A 24,986-nucleotide genomic window follows, 5' to 3' on the forward strand; every position below is an offset into this window, starting at 1 on the left:
CACCTGCCATCACCCGCATGGAGATCGCGAAAGCCTCATGAACACATGCGTCGCCAAGCCCCGGGACGGTATGGCTGAAGGCAGCACGCTTTTGGACGTACTGCCATGCCAAACCGGCATTTGCGCAAGCGGCTGGACGCGCCGTGACTACGCGCTGGATGGATCGGTCATAACGGCACTCAGCGATACAGCGCGGCGGTACCACGTCAAGGAAACCGCAATTCTGTGCGCGGCCTTGGCGCTGACCGAATCGCGGCTCACTGGCGCGCAAGGCGTTGTGGCCAATCACGTCGATGGGGATGAATCAAGGCAGTTGTCGATTGACGCGCCGCGCGCTGGAGGGCGTGACACATGGCTGCAAGCGTTCTGTGCCTCGCTCGGCACGTCGGCGCCAGCCGATGGCCGCACCGCGTGGAGCGTAGGTAGCGATCCTGATCGGCCCGGCGCGGAATCGCACCACGATGCGCGGACCGACACCACCGACAGTCATTGGAATGTGCACACATCCGCTGCGCGCATCGAGGTGGCGTTCCGCGCGCCACTCACTGCCGACGCGATCGACTTGCTCTATACCGGCGTCATGCGCGCACTGACATGGCTGTGCGCATCCACCAATGCTGACATGTCATCGTTCGAGATTTGCGACCCGGAAGAACGCGATTGCATGCTGGCCAAATGGAACGCCACGGCCATACCGCGCTGCGCGACCGATACCGTGCATGATCTGTTCACAGCGCAAGTTCTGCAGCATTCCCATTTGCCTGCGATCGAATCGCGGGGTCTCACTCTTTCCTACGCCGAACTCGACGCGCGTGCCGATCGCGTCGCCGCGGGCCTGATCGCCGCAGGTGTCGGCGTTGGCGCGCCGGTCGCGCTCTTGCTCGAACGCTCGCCGGAAGCACTGATCGCCATCCTGGGCATTCTCAAAGCGGGTGCCGCGTACCTGCCGCTCGATCCAAGCTACCCGCCAGAACGCCTCGCCTTTGTCATCAACGATGCGCGCGCCGCACTGGTTATTGCCGACGTCCAGCCACCGGCCATACCCGGCGTCCAGCTACCGATCGTGCAACTGGCGCAATTGCAAGGTGATGCGTCGACGTACCGGCGCCCTTCCGTCGATGGAAGCGCGCTCGCCTATGTCATGTACACCTCCGGTTCCACCGGCACGCCCAAGGGCGTGGAGGTCACCCATCGGTCCATCATTCGCCTGGTGCGCGATGTCGCGTATGTCGACCTCAGCGCCAACCCGCGCATCCTGCATGCCGCGCCGCTCGGGTTCGATGCGTCGACGCTGGAAATATGGGGAGCCCTGCTCAACGGCGGCTCCTGCATCGTGCACGATGAGCGCATCCCCACCGCCGGCGGACTGGAAACAACGATCGAACGCCACGACGCGCGCATCGCATGGCTGACGGCGGCGCTGTTCAATGCGATCGTCGATGAAGACGCGCAAAAATTGCGTGGCCTCCAACAACTCCTGATCGGTGGTGAGGCGTTGTCGGTCGCGCACGTGCGCAAGGCGTATGCCGCGTTACCCACCATCATCATCATCAACGGTTACGGCCCGACCGAATGCACGACCTTCGCCGCGACGTATCGCATCCCGCGCGACATCGGCGAGCATGACCGCTCGATTCCAATTGGCCGACCCATCGCAGACACCACGCTGTATGTGCTTAACAGCCGCAGCGAGCCAGTGCCGCTTGGTGTGATCGGCGAGCTGTACATCGGCGGCGCCGGCCTGGCGCGTGGTTACCTCGCGCGCGCCGAGCTGACCGCCGAGCGGTTCGTTGCCCATCCGTTTGGTGCCGATGGCGAGCGCCTTTATCGAACCGGCGATCTCGTGCGCTGGTTACCCACGGGTGTGATCGAGTTCGTCGGCAGGGCCGATGGCCAGATCAAGATTCGCGGCTACCGTATCGAGGTCGGGGAAATCGAAGCCGCGCTGCAACGTCAGCCCGGCCTGCGTGCGTGCGCTGTGCTGGCCCGTGAAGATCGCCCGGGACACAAGCGACTGGTTGCGTATTACGTTGCCGATGATGCATCGGTCAGCGCCCGCAGCTTGCGCGATCAGCTTGCACACGCGCTGCCGGAATTCATGGTGCCATCCATCTACATAGCAATGGATGCACTGCCGGTCACCGCGAATGGAAAGCTTGATCGCCGCGCCCTGCCCGCACCGGACAACCGCCGCCCCGAACTGGCCGATGTCTATGTGCCCGCGATCGGAAACACCGAACAACGGCTGTGCGAACTGTTCGCCGAGATGCTTGGGTTGGACCGGGTCGGCCGCAACGATCATTTCTTCGACCTCGGCGGGAACTCGCTGCTGGCCGTGCGCACAGTGGCACGCATCCATGCCGAACTGGCATCGAGCGTACCCACGATAGCGGCGTTCTTCGGTGCGCCCACGCCCGCCGCACTCGGCGCAATGATCGACCGTCGGGACGCACGTGCCGCACTCGCCGCGCGTCTTTCACACCATCGCCCCCACGCCACCGCCGAACCCGTGGCCATCATCGCGATGGCTGGCCGCTTCCCCGGCGCGAACAATGTCGAGATGTTCTGGGACAATCTCTGCGCCGGCCGCGAATCGATCACCTTTTTCGCTGCGGACGAACTCGATGCGAGTATTCCGGAGGAACAGCGCAAAGACCCCGCTTATGTGGCGGCACGCGGCGTCATCGACGGCGTGGAAAACTTTGACGCGGCGTTTTTCGGCATCTCGCCGCGCGAAGCGGAGCTGATGGACCCGCAGCAGCGGATCTTCCTGGAACTGTGCTGGGAATGCCTGGAGCGCGGCGGCTATGTGCCGGACGAGCATGACGTGCCCGTGGGCGTCTTCGGCGGCATGCATAACGCCACCTATTTCCAGCGCCATATCAGCACTCGCCCAGACCTGGTCGACAAGCTCGGCGCGTTTCAGGTGATGCTGGCCAATGAAAAGGATTATCTCGCCACGCGCGTGGCGCACAAACTCAACTTGACCGGCCCGGCGATCAGCATGAATACGGCCTGCTCGACGTCGCTGGTCGCGCTTTGCCAGGCCTTCGATGCCTTGCGCGCCGGTCACTGCGACATGGCGCTTGCCGGTGGCTCGTCGATCGCGTGCCCGCCCCGCAGCGGCTACGTCTCGCAGGAAGGTTCGATGTTATCGCCCGATGGGCACACGCGCAGTTTCGACGCCGATGCGCGCGGTACGGTGTTCAGCGACGGCGCCGCCGTCGTGCTGTTGAAGCGGCTCTCCGACGCGCTGCAGGACGGCGACCCGATCTATGCCGTCATTCGCGGCGCCGCCGTCAACAATGATGGCGGCACCAAAGCGAGTTTCACCGCACCCAGCAGTTCGGGGCAAGCCGCTGTGATAACGATGGCGTTGGATAACGCCGGCGTGCAGGCAAATACGATTTCCTACGTGGAAACCCACGGCACGGCCACGCCGCTGGGCGATCCCATCGAGATCGAGGGACTGACCCAGGTATTTCGCCAGAGCACCAGCGCGCGCGGAGTCTGCGCGATCGGATCGGTCAAGAGCAATGTGGGCCATCTGGTGATGGCCGCGGGCGCGGCTGGCGTGATCAAGACGGCGATGGCCCTGGCCGAGCGGCGACTGCCGCCATCGCTGCATTTTCGTGCCAGCAATCCCAAGCTCGATCTGGCCAACTCACCGTTCTTCGTCAATGACAGCTTGCGTACCTGGACATTCGACGGCGGTCCGCTGCGCGCGGGCGTGAGCTCTTTTGGCGTTGGCGGCACCAACGCACACGTCGTGCTCGAAGAGCCACCGCAGCGCGAGGCTTCCGATGCAGCCGAGGGCCCGCAATTGTTGCTGCTTTCCGCGCGCAGCGATGCGGCGCTCAGTCACGCGGCGGAACAACTGGGCGCCCATCTCGCAAACCAGACGGATGCTCAGCTCGCCGATATCGCCTGGACCCTGTGCAAGGGACGGAAGATCTTTGCGCATCGCATGCACCTCGTTGCCGACCGCGCCGGAGACGCTGCCAAACGATTGCTGGAACCGGCAGCATCGTCATCCACCAAGACTGCGCTCAACCCTGCGCCAGGCATCGTATTCATGTTCCCCGGCCAGGGTTCGCAATATGCCGGCATGGGACACGCGTTATACGAAACCGAACCCGCATTCGGCGCGGCGATCGACGAATGCGCACACATCCTTCGCGATGAACTCGGGTTCGACCTGCGCGAGCGGCTGTTCGCCGACGATGCCGATGCACTGCGCGCGACCTGCCTCACCCAGCCGGCGATCTTTGCGATGGAATATGCGCTCGCACGCCTGTGGATGAGTTACGGCGTGACGCCCGTGGCCATGATCGGCCACAGCGTGGGCGAGTTTGTCGCGGCGGTGATCGCCGGCGTAATGAACCTTGCCGATAGTGCACGCCTGATCGCTCGACGTGGACGCTTGATGCAGGCGCTGCCGGCCGGCTCGATGCTGTCCGTGCGCATGGATGCGGCGCAACTGGCGGCGCGCATGCCGACCGCGTTGTCGCTCGCTGCCGAAAACGCTCCGAATGCGTGCGTCGTCTCGGGCGAAACACCACTCGTCCAGGCGTTTCAGGCGGAACTCGAACAAGCCTGCATCGCTTGCCGGTTGCTGCACACATCCCACGCGTTCCATTCGTCCATGATGGACCCGGCGTTGGTGTCATTCCAGCAAGAAGTCGAACGTATTTCGCTGTCGGCACCCCGTATACCGATGGCTTCGACGTTGACCGGCGGCATGCTGCGCGATGACGAAGCCATCTCGGCGGATTATTGGACGCGACATCTGCGCGGCACCGTACGTTTTTCGACGGCGCTGCAAAGCCTGCTGAGCGAACCGCAACACGCGTTGCTCGAAGTGGGGCCGCGTACCACGCTCAGCCTCCTGGCACGCCAGCACTCGCAAAGCCGCGGCAGAGTGGTGCTGGCCACACTGGCCGATAGCCCATCGAACGAACGCGCCACATGGCTCGATGCAGTCGGGCAACTGTGGTCATGCGGTGTCGACGTGTCGGTCAGTCAATTGGATCGCCGGCAGCGCAAGTATCGTGTGCGCCTGCCGACCTATCCGTTCGAGCGCAAGCGTCACTGGATCGACACCCCACCGGCTGCCAATACATTGCCAGCGACAGCGGCATCCAACGTTTTCACGCTTCCGGTGCGATCCGACCCCGTCGCGATAGCTACACCACCACTCAACCTCATTCCGGAGGCCACCATGGCCCCTGCCCTGTCCTCTACGTCCGCGCGCGCTACGCGTCTGGTCGCACAACTCAGCGCGCTCTTTGAAGACGTTGCCGGCACAGAATTCGATGACGTGGACCCGGCGACGCATTTCGTCGAACTCGGTCTCGATTCACTGTCGCTGACCCAGGTGGCATTGCAGCTGCAGAAGACCTTCGCCTTGAAGATTACCTTCCGCGAACTGATGGAGTCGCATTCTTCCTTCGGGAGCCTCGCCCAACATATCGATCGGCTGCTGCCACCTGAAGCCGAGGCAGTCGCCACCACGCCCGGTGCAGCAGTTGCCACGACACCGGCCACCCCTGCCGCGACGACCAGTCAGGTATCCGTAATGTCCCTACCAGCGAATGGCGGATTGATACAGGATGTGATCCAGCAGCAAATGCTGATCATGCAGCAGCAACTGGCCTTGCTCGCACAAGCAGGCAACTCGCCAACAGCGACAGCAGCGGCATCGGCATCGGCGCCGTTGGCGGCGACCGTTGCACCGCCGCCGCCTGTCGAGGCGCGACCGGTCGCGACAGGAGCCGACACGCCGCCAGACGAAGAAGCGGCGCTGGCGCATACCACCTACGACGTCAAAAAGGCATTCGGCGCGATCGCGCGCATCCATTCCGGTTCTACCGAGTTGACCGGCCGTCAGCGTGTCCGCCTGGATGCATTCATGCGCCGCTACATCGAGCGCACGCGGCGATCGAAGGCTTACACGCAAGAACATCGTCCGCACCTGGCCGATCCGCGCGTGGTCAACGGGTTCCGGCCGCTGCTGAAGGAAATCATTTATCAGATCGTGGTCGAACGCTCCAAAGGTTCCAAGGTATGGGACCTGGACGGCAACCAATACGTCGATGCGCTCAACGGCTTCGGCATGAATCTGTTCGGTTGGCAGCCTGACTTTGTACTCGATGCGGTTCGCAAACAGCTCGACAGCGGCTACGAAATCGGTCCACAGCATCCCCTGGCCGGCGCGGTCGCCAAACAGATCTGCGAGCTCACCGGATTCGACCGCGCCGCGCTGTGCAACACCGGATCGGAAGCCGTGATGGGCACCGTCCGGGTGGCGCGTACCATCACCGGCCGCGACACGCTGGTGATCTTCGCCGGCTCGTATCACGGCATCTTTGATGAGGTGATCGTGCGCGGCACGAAGAAACTGCGCTCGGTACCGGCCGCACCGGGCATTCTGCGCAACACGTCCGAACATGTACTTGTACTCGACTACGGCACGCCCGAATCGCTCGCCATCATCCGCGAGCGCGCGGCTTCGATTGCCGCTGTGCTCGTCGAGCCGGTGCAGAGCCGGCGTCCCGACTTCCAGCCACGCGAATTCCTGCAGGAACTGCGCGCAATCACCGCCGATACCGGCGCCTTGTTGATCTTCGATGAAGTGGTCACCGGCTTTCGTTCGCACCCGCGCGGCGCACAGGCAGTGCTCGGAATCGAGGCGGATTTGGCTTCCTATGGGAAAGTCGTTGGTGGCGGCTTCCCCATCGGCGTCATCGCGGGCAAGCGCCAATTCATGGATGCGCTCGACGGTGGCGGCTGGCAGTTCGGCGATGCGTCGATTCCGACGGTCGGCGTCACCTATTTCGCTGGCACCTTTGTGCGTCATCCGCTGGCCCTCGCGGCCGCGCATGCGGTGCTCGATCACCTGAAGACATCGGGCGCTGCGCTGCAGGAGCGACTCAATGCGCGTACCACGTCGCTGGCCTGCGAGCTGAACATGTTCTGCGCAGACGTGGGCGCGCCGATCAAGGTGACGCACTTTGCGTCGGTGTGGAAGACCAATTTCCTGGAAGATCACCCGCTGCAGGATTTGCTGTTTGCGATGATGCGCAGCCGCGGCATCCATATTCTCGACAATTTCCCCTGCTTCTTTACCACTGCACACGCCGAAGAGGACTTCGTTACGATCGCCAAGGCGTTCAAGGATTCCGTGCTTGAGTTGCAGGAAGCGGAGTTCCTGCCCCGCCGCAAAAAGATCGAAGTGCTTCCGCTGGATGCAAGCAAGCCACCGATCGCCGGTGCGCGCCTGGGCAAGGATGAGGAAGGCAAGCCGACCTGGTTTGTGCCCAACCCCGATGCACCGGGCAAGTTCATGAAATTGAGCGCATGAGGAGCACGCCATGAATGCCAGTGATGTGAGCATGGTCTCCACGGCGGTCGACTACGACCCGTTTGCCGATGCCGCACTCGCACGTGTCGTACCCGCGACGGCATCGCAGCGCGAGATATGGCTGGCCGCGAAACTTGAGCAGGAAGCCTCGCTCGCCTATAACGAATCGGTGTCGATACGGCTGTGTGGTGAACTCGACGTGGCTGCCTTGCAGGCGGCGCTGCAAGGTGTGATCGATCGGCATGAAGCACTGCGCGCCACCCTGAGTGCGGACGGCAATGAGCTTTGCATCGCCACTCACGTGGCGTTGGATGTCGTCGCCCACGATCTGTCCGGACTGAACGAAACCGAGCGCAACGAAAAAATTTCTGCGGCGCTCGGCATGGCCGTCGGCACGCCGTTCGACCTGGAACATGGACCACTCGTGCGCGCCCATCTGCTGAGGCTTGCCGAACACGAGCACCTGCTCATCTTTACCGCGCACCACATCATCTGCGACGGCTGGTCGTTCGGCGTGATCGTGCGCGATCTCGCCGCGCTGTACGCACAACGGCTGGGTCAGGGCGGCGGCGCCGCCCCTGCGGACGCATTCACTGACTACGCCATCGCCGAAACGATGCGCGCGCAAACCGATAGTGGCCGCGATGACGAACAGTATTGGCTGAGCCGGTTCGGCGGCGCATTGCCGTCGCTGGACCTTCCCACCGACGGTGCGCGCCGCCGTCATCGCAGCTTCGCTTCACAACGCGAAGATCGCACGCTGGATGCCGCCCTGATCGCGGACATCAAACGCATGGGCGCGCGGCGCGGTGCGAGCTTTTATGCAACCCTGCTGGCCGCTTTCAGCGCGCTGCTGCATCGGTTGAGCGCCCAGGACGATGTGGTGGTGGGCATTCCCAGCGCCGGACAAGCGGCCGACGGGAAAAATAATCTCGTCGGTCATTGCGTGAACGTATTGCCGTTGCGTACCGCGATCGACTCGCACGCTCCGTTTGCCACGGTGCTCGATCATCTGCGTGGCGATCTGCTCGATGCGTTTGAGCATCGGCAATATACGCTCGGCAGCCTGCTCGGGCGATTGGCCATGCCGCGCGACCCTGGCCGGCTTCCACTGGTCAGCGTGCTGTTCAACCTGGATCAGGCGCTGGACGAACGTACCGTCTCCTTCCCCGGCCTGCGCTTTGAATTCGCCGGGAACGCGCGGGCCTACGAGAACTTCGAACTATTCGTCAATGCAGTACAAGTAGGCGACGGCCTGCGACTGGAGTGTCAATACAATAGCGACCTGTTCCGCGGTGAAACGATTCGGTGCTGGCTCGATGCGTACGAGACCTTGCTGCGCAGCGCGGTAGCGACACCGGACATCGCCGTGCAGGAACTCAGCCTCCTCTCAGAAGCCGCACAGCGCAGCATCGCGACACTGCAGCCTGCAAGTACCCCGTATCCCGAGCAAAAACTCGCACACGAATATTTTGAACAGCAGGCAGATCGAGTCCCCCATCATGCTGCAGTACGCGACAGCGCAAGGCAGCTCAGCTATGCCCAATTAGAGGCCCGCGCCAATCGACTCGCGCGTGTCCTGCGCGAGCGCGGTGTCGCTCGCGGCGACCTGGTAGGCATTGCCTTGGCGCGCAGCGCGGATATGGTGGTGGCCGTGCTCGCCGTGCTCAAGGCCGGCGCGGGCTATGTACCGCTCGATCCGCAATTTCCCGCCGACCGCCTGGCATTCATGGCCGACGATGCCGCCCTGGCATCGCTCATCGTCGACGATGTCACGCCGCAAGCGTTCCAATTTCCTCCATCGCGCGTGCTGTCGCTGAAGCACGACGCCGATGCGATCGAATCGGCTTCCACCGCGCGCTTGCCGCGCGACGACGCGGCGGCGACGCCCGATTCGGTGGCCTACGTGATTTTCACGTCCGGTTCAACCGGCCGACCCAAGGGCGTGCGCGTTCCCCATCGCACGACGTCGAATTTCCTGACCGGCATGCAACGCGTTCCGGGCATCGCCGAAGACGATCGACTGGTTGCCGTGACGACGCTATCGTTCGACATCGCCTTCATGGAATTGATGCTGCCGTTGAGCGCCGGCGCCGAAGTCATCATTGCCGACCGAGACGATGTGCGCGACGGTGCTGCACTGCGCCGCTTAGTGGAGCAAAGCGATGCGACCATGATGCAGGCCACCCCTTCGGGCTGGCGCATCCTGATCGAAGCAGGCTGGCATGGACGCGAACGTTTTCGCGCCATCTCCGGCGGCGAACCACTGGCGGTCGATCTTGCCGAAGCGCTGCTACAGCGCTGCAACGAGGTGTGGAATGGATACGGCCCCACCGAAACGACCGTCTATTCGACCTATTGGCGGGTCACCCATCCACGCGCCGGCATTTTCATCGGACGTCCAGTCGCCAACACCCAGATCCATGTCCTGGACGAACAGCGCGCGCCGTGTCCGCTGGGCGTGCCGGGCGAAATCTATATTGGCGGCGCCGGCGTCACGCTGGGTTATTTGAATCGCCCGGAGCTCGATGCCGAACGCTTCCTGCCCGATCCCTTCGTGGAGCGCAGCGGCGCGCGCATGTATCGCACCGGCGATCGTGGTCGCTGGCTGGCCAATGGCATGGTTGAACACCTGGGGCGGCTGGATTTCCAAGTGAAAGTGCGCGGTTATCGCATCGAGCTGGGCGAAATCGAATCCGTGCTCGCCGATGTGCCCGAGGTCGATCGCGCCGTCGTGATCGCACGCGAAGACCGCCCGGGCGACGTCCGGCTCGTCGCCTACGTGGTGATGCGCGATCACGCCGGCTTCGACGAAACGGGCCTGCGCGAACAGCTCAAGCGTCGGCTGCCGGATTACATGGTGCCGCAGCATGTCATCGAGCTCAGCGCGATTCCGTTGCTGCCCAACGGCAAGACCGATCGCAAGGCACTGCCCGCGCCACACGTTCACTCTGTCGCGTCGGAAACAGCACGCATCGCACCGCGCACCGACGATGAACGCCGTGTGGCGGCGGCGATGGAAAGTGTCTTGTCGCTACCTGATCTGGATGTACGCGACGATTTCTTCGCCCTGGGTGGCCACTCCTTGCTGGCGGCGCAGCTCACCGCGCGCCTGAATCGCGAGTTCGGTATCACGTTGTCGTTCCGCACCCTGTTCGATGCGCCGACGATCGCCGAGCTTGCGGCAGCGATCCATGCGCAAGTGGTCAGCGGCGCAACGCCTGCCGCACAGCCCATCACGCGACGCGCGGATCAAAGCCGCGCACCGCTGTCGCTCATGCAGAGCCGCTTGTGGTCACTGGAAGAATTGCAGCCCGGGCGTGTCACGTACAACGCACCATCCGCGCATCGACTGCGCGGCCATCTCGATGAGGCTGCCTTCCAGCTTGCGTTGCGCGCCTTGATCCAGCGTCAACCGATCCTGCGCACGGCGTTCCGCCGCGATGGGCAGGCCGTCGAACAGATCGTCGCATCCGATATCGACGTGCCGCTGTTCCCTGCCGAGGACCTTTCCGGCGTGCCGGAAACCGAGCGGGAAGCCGCGCTGATGCGGCGCCTGCAGGCCATCACCGATACGCCGTTCGATCTTACCCAGGCGCCGCTGTTCAGTGCGCGCATGTTCCGCCTGGGCGATGACGATCACGTGTTTTTCTTCATGCCCCATCACATCATCTGGGATGGCTGGTCGTTCGACATTCTGTATGCCGAACTGTCGTCGCTGTACCGGGCGTTCGTCGAGGGAGCGCCCTCGCCGTTGGCGCCGTTACCAGTCAGTTATGGCGATTTCGCCGCCTGGCACACGCAATGGCTGGAAGGCCCGCAGTTTCAGACGCAGCTTGCGTACTGGCGCGAACGCCTCGCGCAGATGGCGGACATCCGCGCATTGCCCACCGATCAGCCGCGGCGGCCGGGCATGTCCGGCATCGGCCGTACCGAATGGATCCGGGTGCCCAAGGAGGCGACCGATGCGATGCACGACGTCGCGCGGGCCGCCGATGCCACACTCAACATGACCTTGCTTGCGCTGTACTACGTATTGCTCAGCGGCATGGCTGGCGAGAACGACTTGGTCGTCGGCACGCCGGTACGCGCGCGCAATCAGACCGAAGTCGAATCGGTCATGGGCTATTTCAATAATCTATTGCCGTTACATATCACCGTCGACACGACGCTTCCGTTCATCGATTTCGTTCGTTACGTCAAACGTGCGGCGATCGAAAGCTTCGGCCATCCCGACGTACCGCTTGAATACCTTCAGCGGGAATTGCGTGTCGGCGCAGGCAGCGGCGCGGTGCTTTATCAGGCACTGTTTTCGTTCCAGGATGCGCGTCAACGTATCGTGGACTGGGGCGGCTTGGCGCACGAGCAGATCCTGCTGTTCCAGAGCGGCGCGACGGAAGACCTTGGCCTGTGGTTCCTCGAGAGCAACAAGGGCATGGTCGGCGGCGTCACCTATAACGCCGACATCCTGCACGCCGAAACAGCACGCCTGTTGCGCGATCGCTACCTGACCATGATGGCGCGCGTCAGCGTGGACCCACAGCAACGCGTCGGTTCGCTCACCGCCATCGGCGATGGCGAACTGGCGCAGGAGCAAGCCTGGAATGCAACGTCCATGACCGTGGAGCTGCCAAGCAGCGTAGCTGCCATGTTCGAACGGCAAGCCGATCGGGTGCCGGAAAAGACGGTGCTGACATTCGGCAGCTGGGGCACGCGCTACATCGAGATCGAGCAACGCGCCAACCGTATCGCCTGCTGCCTGCGTACACGTGGCGCAAGCGTCGGCACGGTCATCGGGCTGAGCGCGGAACCGGGGATAAACCGCTTCGCCGGCATGCTGGGAATCCTGAAGACCGGCAGCGTATGCGTGCTGCTCGATCCAACCGATCCGGTCGCGCGCCTGAAAGAGATCATTGCCGATGCGGGCATCAGTCTTCTGGTTGGCGAGAGCGCGCTGGAGAACCCCCTTCAATGGCCCCGCGCGCAAGCCGTCTGGTTCGACGCGGACACGGTAGAAATCATTGGCGCGGCGAGTGATCGCGACGCGTTTGCGCTAGAGGGTGTCGATGACAACGTAGCGATCGTCGTCTACGTGCCCGATGCCGACGGCCGCCCCAGCGGTGCGGCATTTACGCATCGCGCCATTGCCAATGCATGCCAGGGATTACACGATTCGCTCGCCTTGTCGCCAGACGATCGCATCCTTGCGACCGCCCCGCCGGCAACCAGCGAGGCCATCATCGAAACCCTGCTGCCGATGGCGTTCGGTGCCGAGCTGATTCTTGCCAGCCAGCGGGAAGCGCACGACGGCGAAGCGCTGATCAAATTGACGCAGAACCATCAGGCGAGCGCGATGTTCGCTGCACCTGAGGCGTGGCAATCCATGGTGACCGCGGACTGGACGGGTCGCGCACAGATGAAGGTGGTTTGTACCGGCAACCTGCCTACGCCCGATCTGGCGCAAAAACTGGCCGAACGCAGCGCCGGCCTCTGGAATGTATCGGGCTCTGCCGATAGTTCGCTGACGGTGTCCTGCGGCCGCATCGAACGGCCTGCCGAAAGCCTGCACAGTGGTCGGCCGCTCGGCAATACCGCGGTGTGGATTCTCGACGGGCAGCAGCATCCCTGCCCGATCGGCGCCATCGGCGAAATCCATGTCGGCGGTGTATCGCTAAGCCAACCGTTCGGCACACGTGCCACCGCGCACGACCGTGGCGCCGTGACGGCCTCCGTCGTTTCGACCGACAGGCGTCTGCAACGCACGCACCGTCGCGGGCGCTGGCTGCTGAGTGGCAACATCCAGGAAATGGGTCGCACCGATCGCCGTGAGTGCATCCACGGCCGCGAGGTCGATCCGGCGACCATCGAATCCGAACTGCTTAGCCAGCCCGGCGTCGCGCGCGCTGTCGCTGTCGCGCGCATGAACCAGGCCGGCAGCGCGCGCATGGACGCTTATGTCGTGGCCGCCCCCGGGCATGGGCTCGACGCCAACCGGCTGATCGCCGCCCTGGCCGCAGCCCTGCCTGCGCACGAAGTGCCACAGCGCCTGATGTTCGTCGACGCATTGCCCTTGATGGCAAACGGCGAGGTGGATATGGCCGCGCTGCCCTTGCCGGCCGAGTCGTCAGGTGACGACGGCATCGACGACAGCGCCACGCAACCGAAGACCGCCAACGAACAACTGCTCGCCACATTATGGAAAGAACTTCTTGGGGTCGCACGCGTGCGCACCAGCGACAACTTCTTTGACATCGGCGGTCATTCGTTGATGGCGGTCGACATGGCCGCACGCGTACAACGCCAGACCGGCATGGCGTTGAACCTGCTGGACATCGCCAACGGCACGTTGGGCACGCTGGCGGCGGGGTTATCCGAAAGCGTCGTCAAGGAGCCGCCACGCCCGAAGATCGGCGCACGGCTACGTCATTTGTTCGGGCGCGGCTGACATGAGCGCGTCGGTCCGGGGGGAACCGATATGAGAAACCTGGCCATTGCCGGCGAGCCACCGCGTGCATCGCGATCGATCGCGTGCGTGCCGTTCTGCTGTTGTGTCCGGGATGTCTTTTTCACCGTCGTCGCGCGCGCATCCGACCGCCGCGCGCATTGCTGAGGACTCTATCCATGTTGGCTCAGGAAGAAGGTCATGGCAGGGCGTCCGGCATCCGCGGGCGGATGGCAGAGCTTTGCTACAGCACCGGCGCGCTGCTGCCACTGCAGCGCGTACGCGCATGGTGGCAAAAAGATCTGCGGATTCTGGCCTATCACCGGGTCATGCCGCTGCCCGATGCGGCCACGTTCGATTTCGATCTTGAATTGATCAGCACGACCCCGGAACGCTTCCGCGCGCAGATGCTGCACGTGAAGCAGCACTTCGTACCACTTCGCCTGACCGACGTCGCCGCCGCATTGAACAGCGGTGCCGCGCTGCCGCCCGATGCCGTGGTGATTACCTTCGACGACGGCTACGACGACAATTACCACATCGCCTACCCCATCCTGCGCGAACTGAACATTCCCGCGACGTTCTTCGTCTCGACCGGTCACATCGATACCGGCAAGCCGTTCGGGTACGACTGGCTGGTGCACATGATCCTGCTTACCACTGCACCGCGCCTGGTACTTCCGGAAATTGACATGGATGTGCCCATGCCGCACGAGCGCGATCTGCGACGTTCGCTCGCCGGCGCCATCTTGAAGAACATGAAAAGCATCGACGCCATGAAGCAGGAGGCGATGATTGCGCGGCTGGAAAACGAATGGCAGATGCCGAGCAACGTGCGGCCTCAAGATTGCCGCCCGATGACCTGGGACCAGGTGCGCGACATGCACGCCGCGGGCTTTGAGATCGGTTCGCACGGTGTGTACCACCGCATGCTGGCGAAGTTGCCGCGCGAGCGCATGGAGGAGGAAGTGCGCCGATCCAAAGCGACCCTGGATCTGGAGCTCGGCGCGTTTTCCACCCTGATGTCCTACCCGGTCGGCGGCGATCGCGCTTTCGATGATGCGGTCATGGATGCCACGCGCAATGCCGGCTTTCAATTGGCCGTCTGCTACATCTGCGGCACCAATCCGCAACCGGCGTCGAACCGCTATGCCCTTCGCCGTCTTCCGGTCGAGCGCATGATGAGCCCGGGATGGTTCGCCGCCATGCTGACCTTGCCGAGCCTGGTCAGTTATCCGACCGCTCACCACGAGTCGACGCGCGAACAGGTCCACGTCTGATGTTTCCGCTGATCATTCTCTATTTGGTCCTGACCATCATCCGCCCGCAGGAATACATGGCGGCTTTTACCGGCATACCGATTCTACCGATCGTGCTGATCGCGGCCTTTCTGTGCTGGCTGATCTCGAGCGCCAAAACCTTCGCCGCACCGCAGTTTGTCATTCTGCCGATCTTCCTGGTGGTGCTGATGATCTCCGTGGTCGTCAATGGCTGGTTCGGCGGCGCGCTGGATCAACTGGAGAAATTCGGCCCGATCATGATCGCCTTTTTCGTGCTCGCCACCGCGTGCAATACGCAGCAGCGCGTCATCATTACGATGGCCGTATTCGTGCTGTGTTCGGTGGTATTGGTCGCGCACGGCATTGGACAGGCTAGAACCGGCATGGGCTGGACGGGCGTGCCGATTTCCGAGGACGGACGCATCCAGTACGTCGGCATTTTCAATGATCCAAACGATCTGGGCCTGTTGTTCGCCACCACCATTCCCATGGCGGTCTTTCTAAGTACGCTGCGTGGACTGTTGCTACGCCTGTTCTGGCTGGCGTGCGCGGCGCTGCTGTTCTACGGCACCTATCTCACCAACTCGCGCGGTGCGCTGCTCGCCGTGCTGGTCGTGGCGGGCGTGTACATATGGTATCGGCGCGGCTTCATCACCGCCGGCACGCTGGGTGTCGTCGGTCTGGCATGCATGAAGCTGATGTCGTCCCGCATGCAGGATCTGGATCCGGACGAAGAATCGGCATTTGGCCGCGTGGACGCGTGGTACGAAGGTTTGCACATGTTTCTGTCCCATCCGGTATTCGGTGTCGGTGCCGGCAATTTCACCGAGTACAACGATCTCACCGCGCACAACTCCTTTGTGCTGGTGCTGGCCGAGACGGGCTTTATCGGCTACATGCTGTGGCTGGCTTTTGTCGGGTACGGCTTCTGGATGATGCTGACCGTGCTGCGCTACAAGCCCGATGGCCTCGACGATTCCGTGCGCGCCAAAGCGTGGCAGGGCGAACAGCGCATGGCGCTGACATTGCTATTGTCGCTATGCGGCCTGTATGCGGCGGCGTTTTTCCTGAGTCGCAGCTACACGGTGGTGATGTATCTGCTCGCCGCCACGGTGGTGGGCTACTACGTCAACGCGCGCCAACGCTTTCCTGGCCTGCGCATGTTCCGGCTGGCGGACAGCGCCTGGCGCTGGTTTACCGCGTCCCTGGGCAGCATCGCCGTTTTTTTTGTTCTCGTCGCGCTTCTGCTGCACGTCTCCGCATGAACACTCACCGGCCCCTCCTCCATCACCCAGTCGCCGCATGTCGATCGCGGCGCAGGGAGCGCACGGCATGAGCGGCTTATATGAAGCGGCCTTTCGGCGCGTGCTGTTTCCGGCCTATGAGACGGGCCTGAGACGTCGCCGCACACTCGCCTATCTCGACGATTACCGGCGCAATCAGTGGCTGTCCCGCGACCAGATCACAGCGTTGCAATGGGAGCGCTTGCAGCACTTGCTTGAGCACTGTTATCGGGAGGTGCCCTATTACCGCACGCGTTGGCGCGAACTGGGCATTGCGCCCAAGGACATCCGCAATCTCGATGATTATGCGAACCTTCCGGTACTGACCAAAGCCGATATCCGCGCGCATTCGGACGAGCTGAAAGCCGACTCCTGGCGCGATCGCCTGTTATACAAAGCCACCGGCGGTTCGACCGGTGAACCGATGCGCTTCGGCTACACGCGTGAAAGCAACGATCGCCGAACGGCCGTGATGTGGCGCGGTTACGAATGGGCCGGGTCGCGCATGGGACGCCGCACCCTCTTCCTTTGGGGCGGGGCGGTCGGCGATCCCACGCGCACGCATCAACTCAAGGATCGCATCTACAACACAGTCTTTTCGCGCCGAGTCCTCAACAGCTTCAGGATGACCGAAGCAAACATGGCCGAATACGCCGATGCGATCGACCGCTATCGGCCGGACATCATCGTCGCCTATGTCGGACCACTGCTGCAGCTGGCCCAATGGCTGAACGCCAGTGGCCGCAAGATCTGGCGGCCGCAGGCCATCATCGGCGGCGCTGAAGCGATGCACGCATTCCAGCGCGATGCGATCCAGCAAGCCTTCATGGCGCCTGCGTTCAATACTTATGGCTGCCGCGAGTTCATGTTGATCGCCGCCGAGTGCGAACAGCGCCATGGCTTGCACGTAAATAGCGATCATCTGCTGGTGGAGCTGCGTACGTCGCACGGCGCCGCGGGCGATGGTCAGACCGGTGATGTCGTCATCACCGACCTGTTCAATTACGGCATGCCGTTCGTACGCTATGCCAATGGCGACATGGCGACGGCATCCGCGGAGCGTTGCGCCTGTGGGCGTGGCTTGCCGTTGCTGACGCGCGTCGATGGCCGCATCCTCGATGCGATTCGTACGTCGAACGGACACGTACTGCCTGGCGAATTCTTTCCACATATGCTCAAGGATGTCCCCGGCTTGCAGCGCTTCCAATTGGTGCAGCGCAGCCTCGACCACCTCGACCTCTCCATCGTGCGCGGCGCCGGCTTCGATGAAGCCTCGTTGGCGTACATCCATCGCGAGGTCGACAAGGTGCTTGGCGGTAGCGTGCAACTGCATTGCCACTTCGTCGACGATATCCCTCTTACGCGCAGCGGAAAACGTCGTGTCACGGTATCGGAGCTGACGCCGTGAACATCACCCACTTTGTCGAAAGCCTGGACCGCGGCGGCCTCGAGCGCATGGTGCTGGAGCTGGTGAAGTATCAGCATCGGCAAGGACATCGCTGCCAGGTCGTGTGTCTGTATTCGCCCGGTTCGCTGGCGCATGAGCTGGACGAAGAGGGCATTGCGGTGAAGGTGTGCGGAAAACGCCAGGGGCTTGATCTGGCGGCGCTGGCGCGAGCGCGCCGGATGGTAAGCAGCCATGCCACGGAAGTGCTGCATACCCATAATGCGGTCGCGCATTATCAGGCCGTGCTGGCCACCTGTGGCCTTCCCATGCGGCAGGTGATCAATACGCGCCATGGCATGGGCGTCAATCGTCGCGCGCGCCGGAGGGAATGGCTGTATCGGCGTGCGTTGGCACGCACCGATACCGTGGTCACTGTCTGCGAAGCGGCACGCAGCGACGCGATCCGGCGCGGCATTATTCCGCCTTCGAAGGCCTGCGTCGTACCTAACGGCATCCAGGTGGAAGCGTTTGCGACTACCTCTTCGCTGGCGCGCAGCCGGATCGCACGCCTGCTCGATTTGCCTGAGCAAACCCGGGTCATCGGCACGGTCGGACGCTTGAACTGGACCAAGGACCAGCGTGGCCTCATCCGCGCTTTCAAGACGGTGCACGAACACGCTGCCGATACCGCCCTGATATTGATTGGCGACGGTGAACTTCGCACCGCCCTGCAACAAAGCGCCCTCGACGAGGGTGTCGCCGATTGCGTGCATTTCCTGGGTGATCGCAGCGACGTGCGCGAATGGTTGCAAGGCTTGGATATGTTCGTGCTTTCGTCGCTGAGCGAGGGTTATTCGATGGCCTTGCTGGAGGCGAGCGCCGCCGCACTTCCTATCGTCGCCACCGATGTCGGCGGCAATGGCGAGATCGTGCGCAACGGCACCACCGGCAGCCTGGTACCGGCGGGTAACCCGGTTGCACTCGCCGAGGCCATGCTTGCGTTTTTGCGCAACCCGCAGCATGCCGTGGCCTCAGGTCGCGCGGCCCGCGCATGGGTAGAACAGTACGGATCACTGGAAACGATGGCGATGCGCTACGCCCAACTTTACGACGGCTCAAAGGAATGCCAGACGCAATGAAAGTATTGATCCTGACCAACTTGTTTCCAACACCCTGGGACCCATTGCGCGGCGCGTTCAATCGTCAGCAATTCGAACGCCTGGGACAACTGCACGACGTGGATGTCATCACGGCCGTCGATTTCCGGGAACGGTTGGGTGAACGCCGCGGCGAAGTGAATGCCGGCCATGTTCATACCGATTATTTCGTTTTCTTCTTTCCGCCGCGCATCGGGCGTTCGCTGCATGCAATCTGCTGGCTCTTATCGCTGCTATGGCAGCGCGGCCGCCAGATACGAAACGCCCACTACGACTGCATGCTCGTCAGCTGGGCCTATCCCGATGGCGCGGCCGTGGGCTGGCTGGCGCGCTGGCTGGGCATTCCTTATGTAGTCAAAGTGCACGGCAGCGACCTCAATGTGCAGGCCAATTATCGACTGCAGCGCCCGCAAATTCGCTCGGCGCTGACAGGTGCCGCCGGTGTCGTTGCGGTCAGCCGCGCGCTGGCGACCAAAGCCATCGGATTGGGCACTCGGCCATCCAACGTACACGTGCTTTACAACGGCGTCGACACGTCGATCTTTTCTCCCGACATGCGTGCCGAGTCGCGTGCGCGGCTGGGTTTTTCGACGTATACGCCGCTGCTGTTGTTCGTGGGCAACTTGAAGGCTTCCAAGGGTTGCCTGGATCTGCTCGAAGCATTTCCGGCGCTGCTCGCCGCACAGCCCTTGGCGCGCTTGATCTACGTCGGCACGGGCGCTGCCCGCGCCACGCTGCTTGAGCGCGCCAAAGCACTGGGTTGCCTGGATCGGGTTGAAATAGCCGGTGCAGTCGCCCATGCGGAGCTGGGCAACTGGTTTCGTGCCGCCGATGTGCTATGCCTGCCCAGCCATAACGAGGGCGTACCGAATGTAGTGCTCGAGGCGATGGCCTGCGGCACGCCGGTGGTGGCCAGCCGCGTAGGCGGCATTCCGGAGGTGGTGCCGCACTACGCGGGTATCCTGGTGCTGCCCCATCAACGGGAAGCGCTATCGGACGCACTTATCGAAGCGAGTACACGGCATTGGAACCACAAGCGCATCGCTGCGCACGCACGCGGCTTTCGCTGGGAGGACAACATTCGTCAACTGGACGCCATCCTGCACGCCGCCGTGGAATCGTCCGCACCCGCAGGCGCATCCGCATGAATATGAGACCCAAAAAACAGCATTGGCTGAGCCTGTTCCCGGATGCGTTGGTGCAGACCAAAGGTTCGCGTCATAGCAATGTCTGCTACCTCACTTTCGACGACGGTCCCGACCCGGTCTATACGCCACCGTTACTGGATCTGCTGGCAAAACACGGCGTGAAAGCGAGTTTTTTCCTGGTGGGGCAAAAAATCGAGCGTCACCCCGAGCTGGTGGAACGCATCGTGGCCGAAGGCCACATGCTGGGTAATCATTCCTATAGCCACTGGTCGTTCAAACGCATGACGACACGCAAAAAGCTCGGCGAAATCCACAGCACCGATGCATTGCTGAGCGCCTTCGACGGACGTCTCCACCATCGTATGCGACCACCGCACGGATACGTGGGCGCAGACCTTCTGTGCTATTTCGCCGTGCATCGGCGCAGTTTTGTCTACTGGTCTTACGACAGCCTCGATTATCAAGATAAGCCCACCCGCGAAATGGTCGGACGGCTACGCGCGGACCCGCCGCTACCCGGCGATATCGTATTGATGCACGACGACAGCGACCGCGCCCGCGATGCGCTCGCCGTGATGCTGCCGGAATGGCTGTCCGACGGATATCGCTTTCGCGCGCTGCCGCAGGATGCGCCATGAAAATCATGTACCACCATCGAACACGAGGCCGCCACGTCGAAGGCGTGCATATCCGCGGGATCGTGCATGCCTTACGTCTTTTGGGGCACGAGGTGTCGATCATGTCGTTCCCCGGTGCCGACCCCGAACATGAGTCGACCATCCAGGGCCATTCGAAACGTGGCCGGATCGCCTCAGCCATCACACGGCTGCCGGGTGTGTTATTTGAATGCCTTGAGCTTGGCTACAACGTCGTCACTCTTTTCCGCGTCGGCGCTGCGATTCGCCGGCAGCGGCCGCAGCTGATCTACGAACGCTATTCGCTGTTTCTGTTTGCCACGGTATGGCTGGCGCGGCGGCACGGCATTCCGCTGGTGCTTGAAATCAATGATTCGGCGTTGGTCGAACGCGTGCGCCCCCTGCGTTTGAAGGGGCTGGCGCGGCGCATCGAGGCATGGTGCCTGCGCCATTGCACCGGGCTCGTGTTCATCTCCAGCTATTTCCGCGATCAGGCGCAAGCCGCCTATGGGCAGATCGCGCCGTCCGTGGTCACGCCCAATGCCGTCGATCTTTCCAGATTCGACCCCTCGCGTTTCGATGCGGCCCGATTGCGTGCCGACCGCGGGCTTGCCGGTCGCATCGTATGCGGCCATATCGGAGTCTTCGCGCATTGGCATGGCGTCGATGCGTTTGTCGAAGCCATTGCCACGCGCCTGGCCGAAGTGCCGCAGCTCGCGCTGGTTTTTGTCGGAGACGGACGGACGTTGCCGGCGGTGCGGGCGCTCGTTGCGGAACGTGGATTATCCGACCGCGTGCTGCTACCCGGCCGGGTCGCGCATGAGGATATTGCAAGCTGGATCGCCTGCATGGATTACGCCGTACTGCCCAATTCCAATCAGTACGGTTCACCGATGAAACTGTTCGAACTGATGGGCATGGGTGTCGCCGTGGTCGCGCCCGATTACGCACCCGTTGCCGAGGTAATCGGCGATGGCGACACCGGTTGGCTGTTCCCGCGCGGCGAAATAGCTGCATGCGTACAGCGCGTGCTGGACCTGGCGACGCAACGGGACGAGCACCGTAGGGTGGGTGACGCCGCGCGTCGCTATATCGAGCGCGAGCGCCAATGGCGCAATAACGCGGAGCAATTGCTTACCCTTTTACCTGCCGAAGGTGCGCACTGATGTGGACGATCGCGCTACTGACCGCACTTGCCATGCTGTTGATGCTGGCGGTTGCCGTCACGTTGGCGATACGCGCGCGCCACATGCAAATCTGGCTGGGTAGCTACCTCCGGCGGCGACCACCACGCGTGGCCGATAAGCCGGTCCACCTCATGTTCTGCTTTGTCGATCATTTCGAACCCGCCTGGGGCAAGGTCGACCTGGCAACCCAGCGTGCACGCGTCGATCGATGGTGCCGCGATTACCGCAAGCTTGCCGGCGCTCATCGCGACGCCGACGGTCGGCCACCCCAGCACACCTTCTTTTACCCCGAGGAGGAATACCTCGAGGAACACTTGCAAAAGCTGGCGTCGCTGTGTGCGGAAGGCTATGGCGAAATCGAAGTCCACCTTCATCACGACAATGACACGCCCGCTAATTTCCGGGCCACCATCGAGCGTTTCAATAAGGTATTGCATGAACGGCACAACGCGTTGCCGCGCGACCCCAAAACCGGTCAATTGCGCTTCGGCTTTATCCACGGCAACTGGTGTCTGGACAACTCGCGCGCGGATGGGCGCTGGTGCGGCATCAACAACGAGCTGATCCTGCTGCGCGAGCTGGGCTGCTACGCCGATTTCACCCTGCCTTCCGCGCCGAGCGAAACGCAAACGCGCATGATCAACGCGATTTATTACGCGACGGATGACCCCGCGCAGCCCAAGTCACACGACACCGGCGAGCGTGTACGCGTCGGCGGCAAACCAAGCGGCGATCTCATGATCGTGCAAGGGCCTCTGGGTCTGAACTGGCGCAGCCGGCGCCTGGGCATCGTGCCGCGCATCGAGAATGCGGACGTACGCCACGCCTGTCCGCCGACGCCGGATCGGGTCGACGCATGGGTCAACACCGGTGTACATGTTGAAGGCCGCCCCGAGTGGGTATTCGTGAAGATACATACGCACGGCACGCAGGAGCGCGATATGAATACGCTGCTCGGCGATCCCACCGATCGCATGCACCGCTATCTGGAGAACACCTATAACGACGGCAAGCGCTATGTCCTGCACTATGTCACTGCGCGCGAGGTTTACAACATCATCAGGGCCGCGGAAGCGGGATTGACCGGCAATCCGCACGATTACCGCGACTACGAGCTGCCGCGCCCCCGGGTGTCGGCCACTACCGAGGCGCAGACCGCGTGAGGTGACAGCATGAGCAACGATCTCGTCAGTGTCATCATGCCGGTCTATAACGCGGAGCCATGGCTGCAGCGCGCTATCGATTCAGTGCTTTCGCAGAGCCATACCGACCTGGAATTGATCGCCGTCGATGATGGCTCGAGCGATCGTTCACCATGCATGCTCGATGCTTATGCGGCAGACGATCCACGAGTACGTGTCGTGCGGCAACCGTCCAATCAAGGCGTCGCCGCCGCGCGCAATGCCGGCATCGCTGCCGCGCGCGGTGATTACATTGCGTTTCTCGACGCCGACGATTGGTGGCACCCCGCCAAGCTCGAACGTCAATTGACCAGCATGCGCAACACCGGCTCCTTGATCAGCTACACCTCGTATTGGCGTGTCACCGAAGATGGCGGCGTACTGAGCAAAGTGATGCCACCGCCGCAGGTCGATTGGCGGGACATGCTTGCCAGCAACTTCATCGGCAACCTCACCGGCATGTACGCGCGACAACTCGGCGACGTACCCTTCCAGCGCATCGGTCATGAAGACTATGTGTTCTGGCTGGAACAGGTGCGGCGCGCCGGCAAAGCCGTGCGCGTGGAATCCCCCGAACCGCTGGCCTGGTATCTGGTACGCGAACGATCGCTATCGGGCAACAAACTGCGTGCGGCATCCTGGCAGTGGGACATTTATCGCAGCATCGCAAAGCTGGGGATGATGCAGTCAGCGTTCTACATGGCGCGGTATGTGCAGCATGCGGTGCTCAAGCGCAGGGGTGCGCGTATTTGACAGGGTTCGTCGTCTCTTCGCGGTGCGCGATCTCGACGCTCACGAGAACACGTTCCCTCCCCTGCTTGCAGGGCAGGGCCAGGGTGGGGTGCGAGCGTAGCGAACTGCGCGAACCAGACACCGTCGCAAGGTAGGTGCATCACGACGTCTTTCTGCCAGCAACAATCACGGCGATATCCAGTTGGCGCTAAGACCCGGGCTACCCCACCCCTGCCTTCCCCTACTAGCGCAGGGAGGGAGCCGATCGGGGCAGGCAGCAGGCTCCTCGATTTAGGTTAATACCGTTACGCCACAACCGGCTCAGCCTTGGCCGAAACGATCCACGATTCGGTTGTCGCCAAAACTTCATTCGTCTTGACGCCGAACCGTACATCCACGCTCAGCTGGCCGTCGCGCAGCAATCGCAGTGATGGCGTGTCGATCGTCGGCTCGGTCGCGAGGATGGTGTGGCGAACCGATGCAAATAACGCCAGGAAATCATCATGGCGCAACCGGTTCATATACATGTAGCGGTTTCCCGCGTAGCGGTTCCACTGAGCGTCGGAATATTGCAGGAAATTGATTGGCGATATGCGTGTATCGGAGTGTGAAAAATGATCGGAGTAGTCCACGCGATGAACAAACAGGCCCGTGTCGCTGATGATGCGGTTGCCTTCGGCAAGAATCGCCAGCAACACCTCGCGCGGGATGTGCTCGAAGACGTTGAAAGAGGTATGGAAATCGATCGTGGAAGGATCCAGGCCAGTCCGCGCCGCATCACCGGGCGCCATGTAGACGATATGGCAAAGATCGAGAGCATTGTGCAGATCGAAATCATGCTGGCGCTGCAGATACAGCAATGCTTCGAATCGATTTCGATTCAATAGCCGGCCGAACAAGGTCCGTATTTCTTCAGCATGATCGGCGATGTACTGCAAACACTCTCTCGTCAGTTCTGCTTTGAGATAGGGATTCAGATCGATGGTGATGACGCGCTTGGCGCCCATCAGCCAATAGGCTAACGGCGTCATGGGCACACGCCCTGTGCCCACTTCGAAAAATATTTTATTGAGGGGATCGCGGCCAAGCCGTTCGATTTGCCGCCATGTTTCGATCCCGGCTCTCAACCGCGCTACCGGATTGATATGGCGCAATCCGCCAAAATGGCGTTGAAGCCAATAATACGTTGCA

Annotated in this window: 12 protein-coding genes; 11 read left to right on the plus strand and 1 reads right to left on the minus strand. The window is 62.4% G+C overall.

Going from position 1 to position 24,986, the window contains the following annotated elements; genetic code table 11:
* Nucleotides 1-37: 37 nt before the first annotated feature.
* The 11 genes from DWU98_RS04790 to DWU98_RS04840 all read left to right on the plus strand — a co-directional run bounded on the left by DWU98_RS04790 (nt 38) and on the right by DWU98_RS04840 (nt 23,816).
* Nucleotides 38-7,363, plus strand: coding sequence for a hybrid non-ribosomal peptide synthetase/type I polyketide synthase (locus DWU98_RS04790; protein WP_230474688.1), 7,326 nt, complete (start codon nt 38-40; stop codon nt 7,361-7,363).
* Between the two features lie 10 nt (nt 7,364-7,373).
* On the plus strand, nt 7,374-13,808 hold the full coding sequence (locus tag DWU98_RS04795; protein ID WP_115494359.1) for a non-ribosomal peptide synthetase: 6,435 nt from the start codon (nt 7,374-7,376) through the stop codon (nt 13,806-13,808).
* 176 nt (nt 13,809-13,984) lie between these two features.
* Entirely contained in the window at nt 13,985-15,085 is a 1,101-nt protein-coding gene (locus DWU98_RS04800) for a polysaccharide deacetylase family protein (protein ID WP_115494360.1), read from the plus strand.
* A complete protein-coding gene (locus DWU98_RS04805; protein ID WP_115494361.1) occupies nt 15,085-16,350 on the plus strand; it encodes an O-antigen ligase family protein in 1,266 nt (421 codons plus the stop codon). Before DWU98_RS04800 ends, DWU98_RS04805 begins: the two co-directional genes overlap by 1 nt.
* A gap of 67 nt (nt 16,351-16,417) precedes the next feature.
* The gene (locus DWU98_RS04810) at nt 16,418-17,776 is read left to right on the plus strand and encodes a phenylacetate--CoA ligase family protein (RefSeq protein ID WP_115494609.1); all 1,359 of its coding nucleotides are present in this window, start codon (nt 16,418-16,420) and stop codon (nt 17,774-17,776) included.
* Nucleotides 17,773-18,894 (plus strand): glycosyltransferase, encoded by a 1,122-nt coding sequence (locus DWU98_RS04815; RefSeq protein ID WP_115494362.1) that lies wholly within the window; start codon nt 17,773-17,775, stop codon nt 18,892-18,894. Before DWU98_RS04810 ends, DWU98_RS04815 begins: the two co-directional genes overlap by 4 nt.
* On the plus strand, nt 18,891-20,060 hold the full coding sequence (locus tag DWU98_RS04820; protein ID WP_115494363.1) for a glycosyltransferase family 4 protein: 1,170 nt from the start codon (nt 18,891-18,893) through the stop codon (nt 20,058-20,060). Before DWU98_RS04815 ends, DWU98_RS04820 begins: the two co-directional genes overlap by 4 nt.
* Nucleotides 20,057-20,698 (plus strand): polysaccharide deacetylase family protein, encoded by a 642-nt coding sequence (locus tag DWU98_RS04825; RefSeq protein ID WP_115494364.1) that lies wholly within the window; start codon nt 20,057-20,059, stop codon nt 20,696-20,698. The genes DWU98_RS04820 and DWU98_RS04825 overlap by 4 nt, the downstream gene beginning before the upstream one ends.
* Nucleotides 20,695-21,861 carry a glycosyltransferase family 4 protein gene (locus tag DWU98_RS04830; protein WP_115494365.1) on the plus strand — a complete coding sequence of 389 codons (1,167 nt, stop codon included), beginning with the start codon at nt 20,695-20,697 and terminating at the stop codon, nt 21,859-21,861. The genes DWU98_RS04825 and DWU98_RS04830 overlap by 4 nt, the downstream gene beginning before the upstream one ends.
* Nucleotides 21,861-23,045 carry a hypothetical protein gene (locus DWU98_RS04835; protein WP_115494366.1) on the plus strand — a complete coding sequence of 395 codons (1,185 nt, stop codon included), beginning with the start codon at nt 21,861-21,863 and terminating at the stop codon, nt 23,043-23,045. The genes DWU98_RS04830 and DWU98_RS04835 overlap by 1 nt, the downstream gene beginning before the upstream one ends.
* Before the next feature lie 9 nt (nt 23,046-23,054).
* Entirely contained in the window at nt 23,055-23,816 is a 762-nt protein-coding gene (locus DWU98_RS04840; RefSeq protein WP_115494367.1) for a glycosyltransferase family 2 protein, read from the plus strand.
* Nucleotides 23,817-24,100: 284 nt separating this feature from the next.
* Here DWU98_RS04840 and DWU98_RS04845 read toward each other — a convergent pair whose 3' ends face one another.
* Nucleotides 24,101-24,826: a hypothetical protein gene (locus DWU98_RS04845; RefSeq protein WP_147293218.1), complete on the minus strand. Its 726-nt coding sequence runs from the start codon at nt 24,824-24,826 to the stop codon at nt 24,101-24,103.
* Nucleotides 24,827-24,986: the final 160 nt, after the last annotated feature.

This window comes from Dyella monticola, from assembly GCF_003363155.1.
Lineage (GTDB): Bacteria > Pseudomonadota > Gammaproteobacteria > Xanthomonadales > Rhodanobacteraceae > Dyella_B > Dyella_B monticola.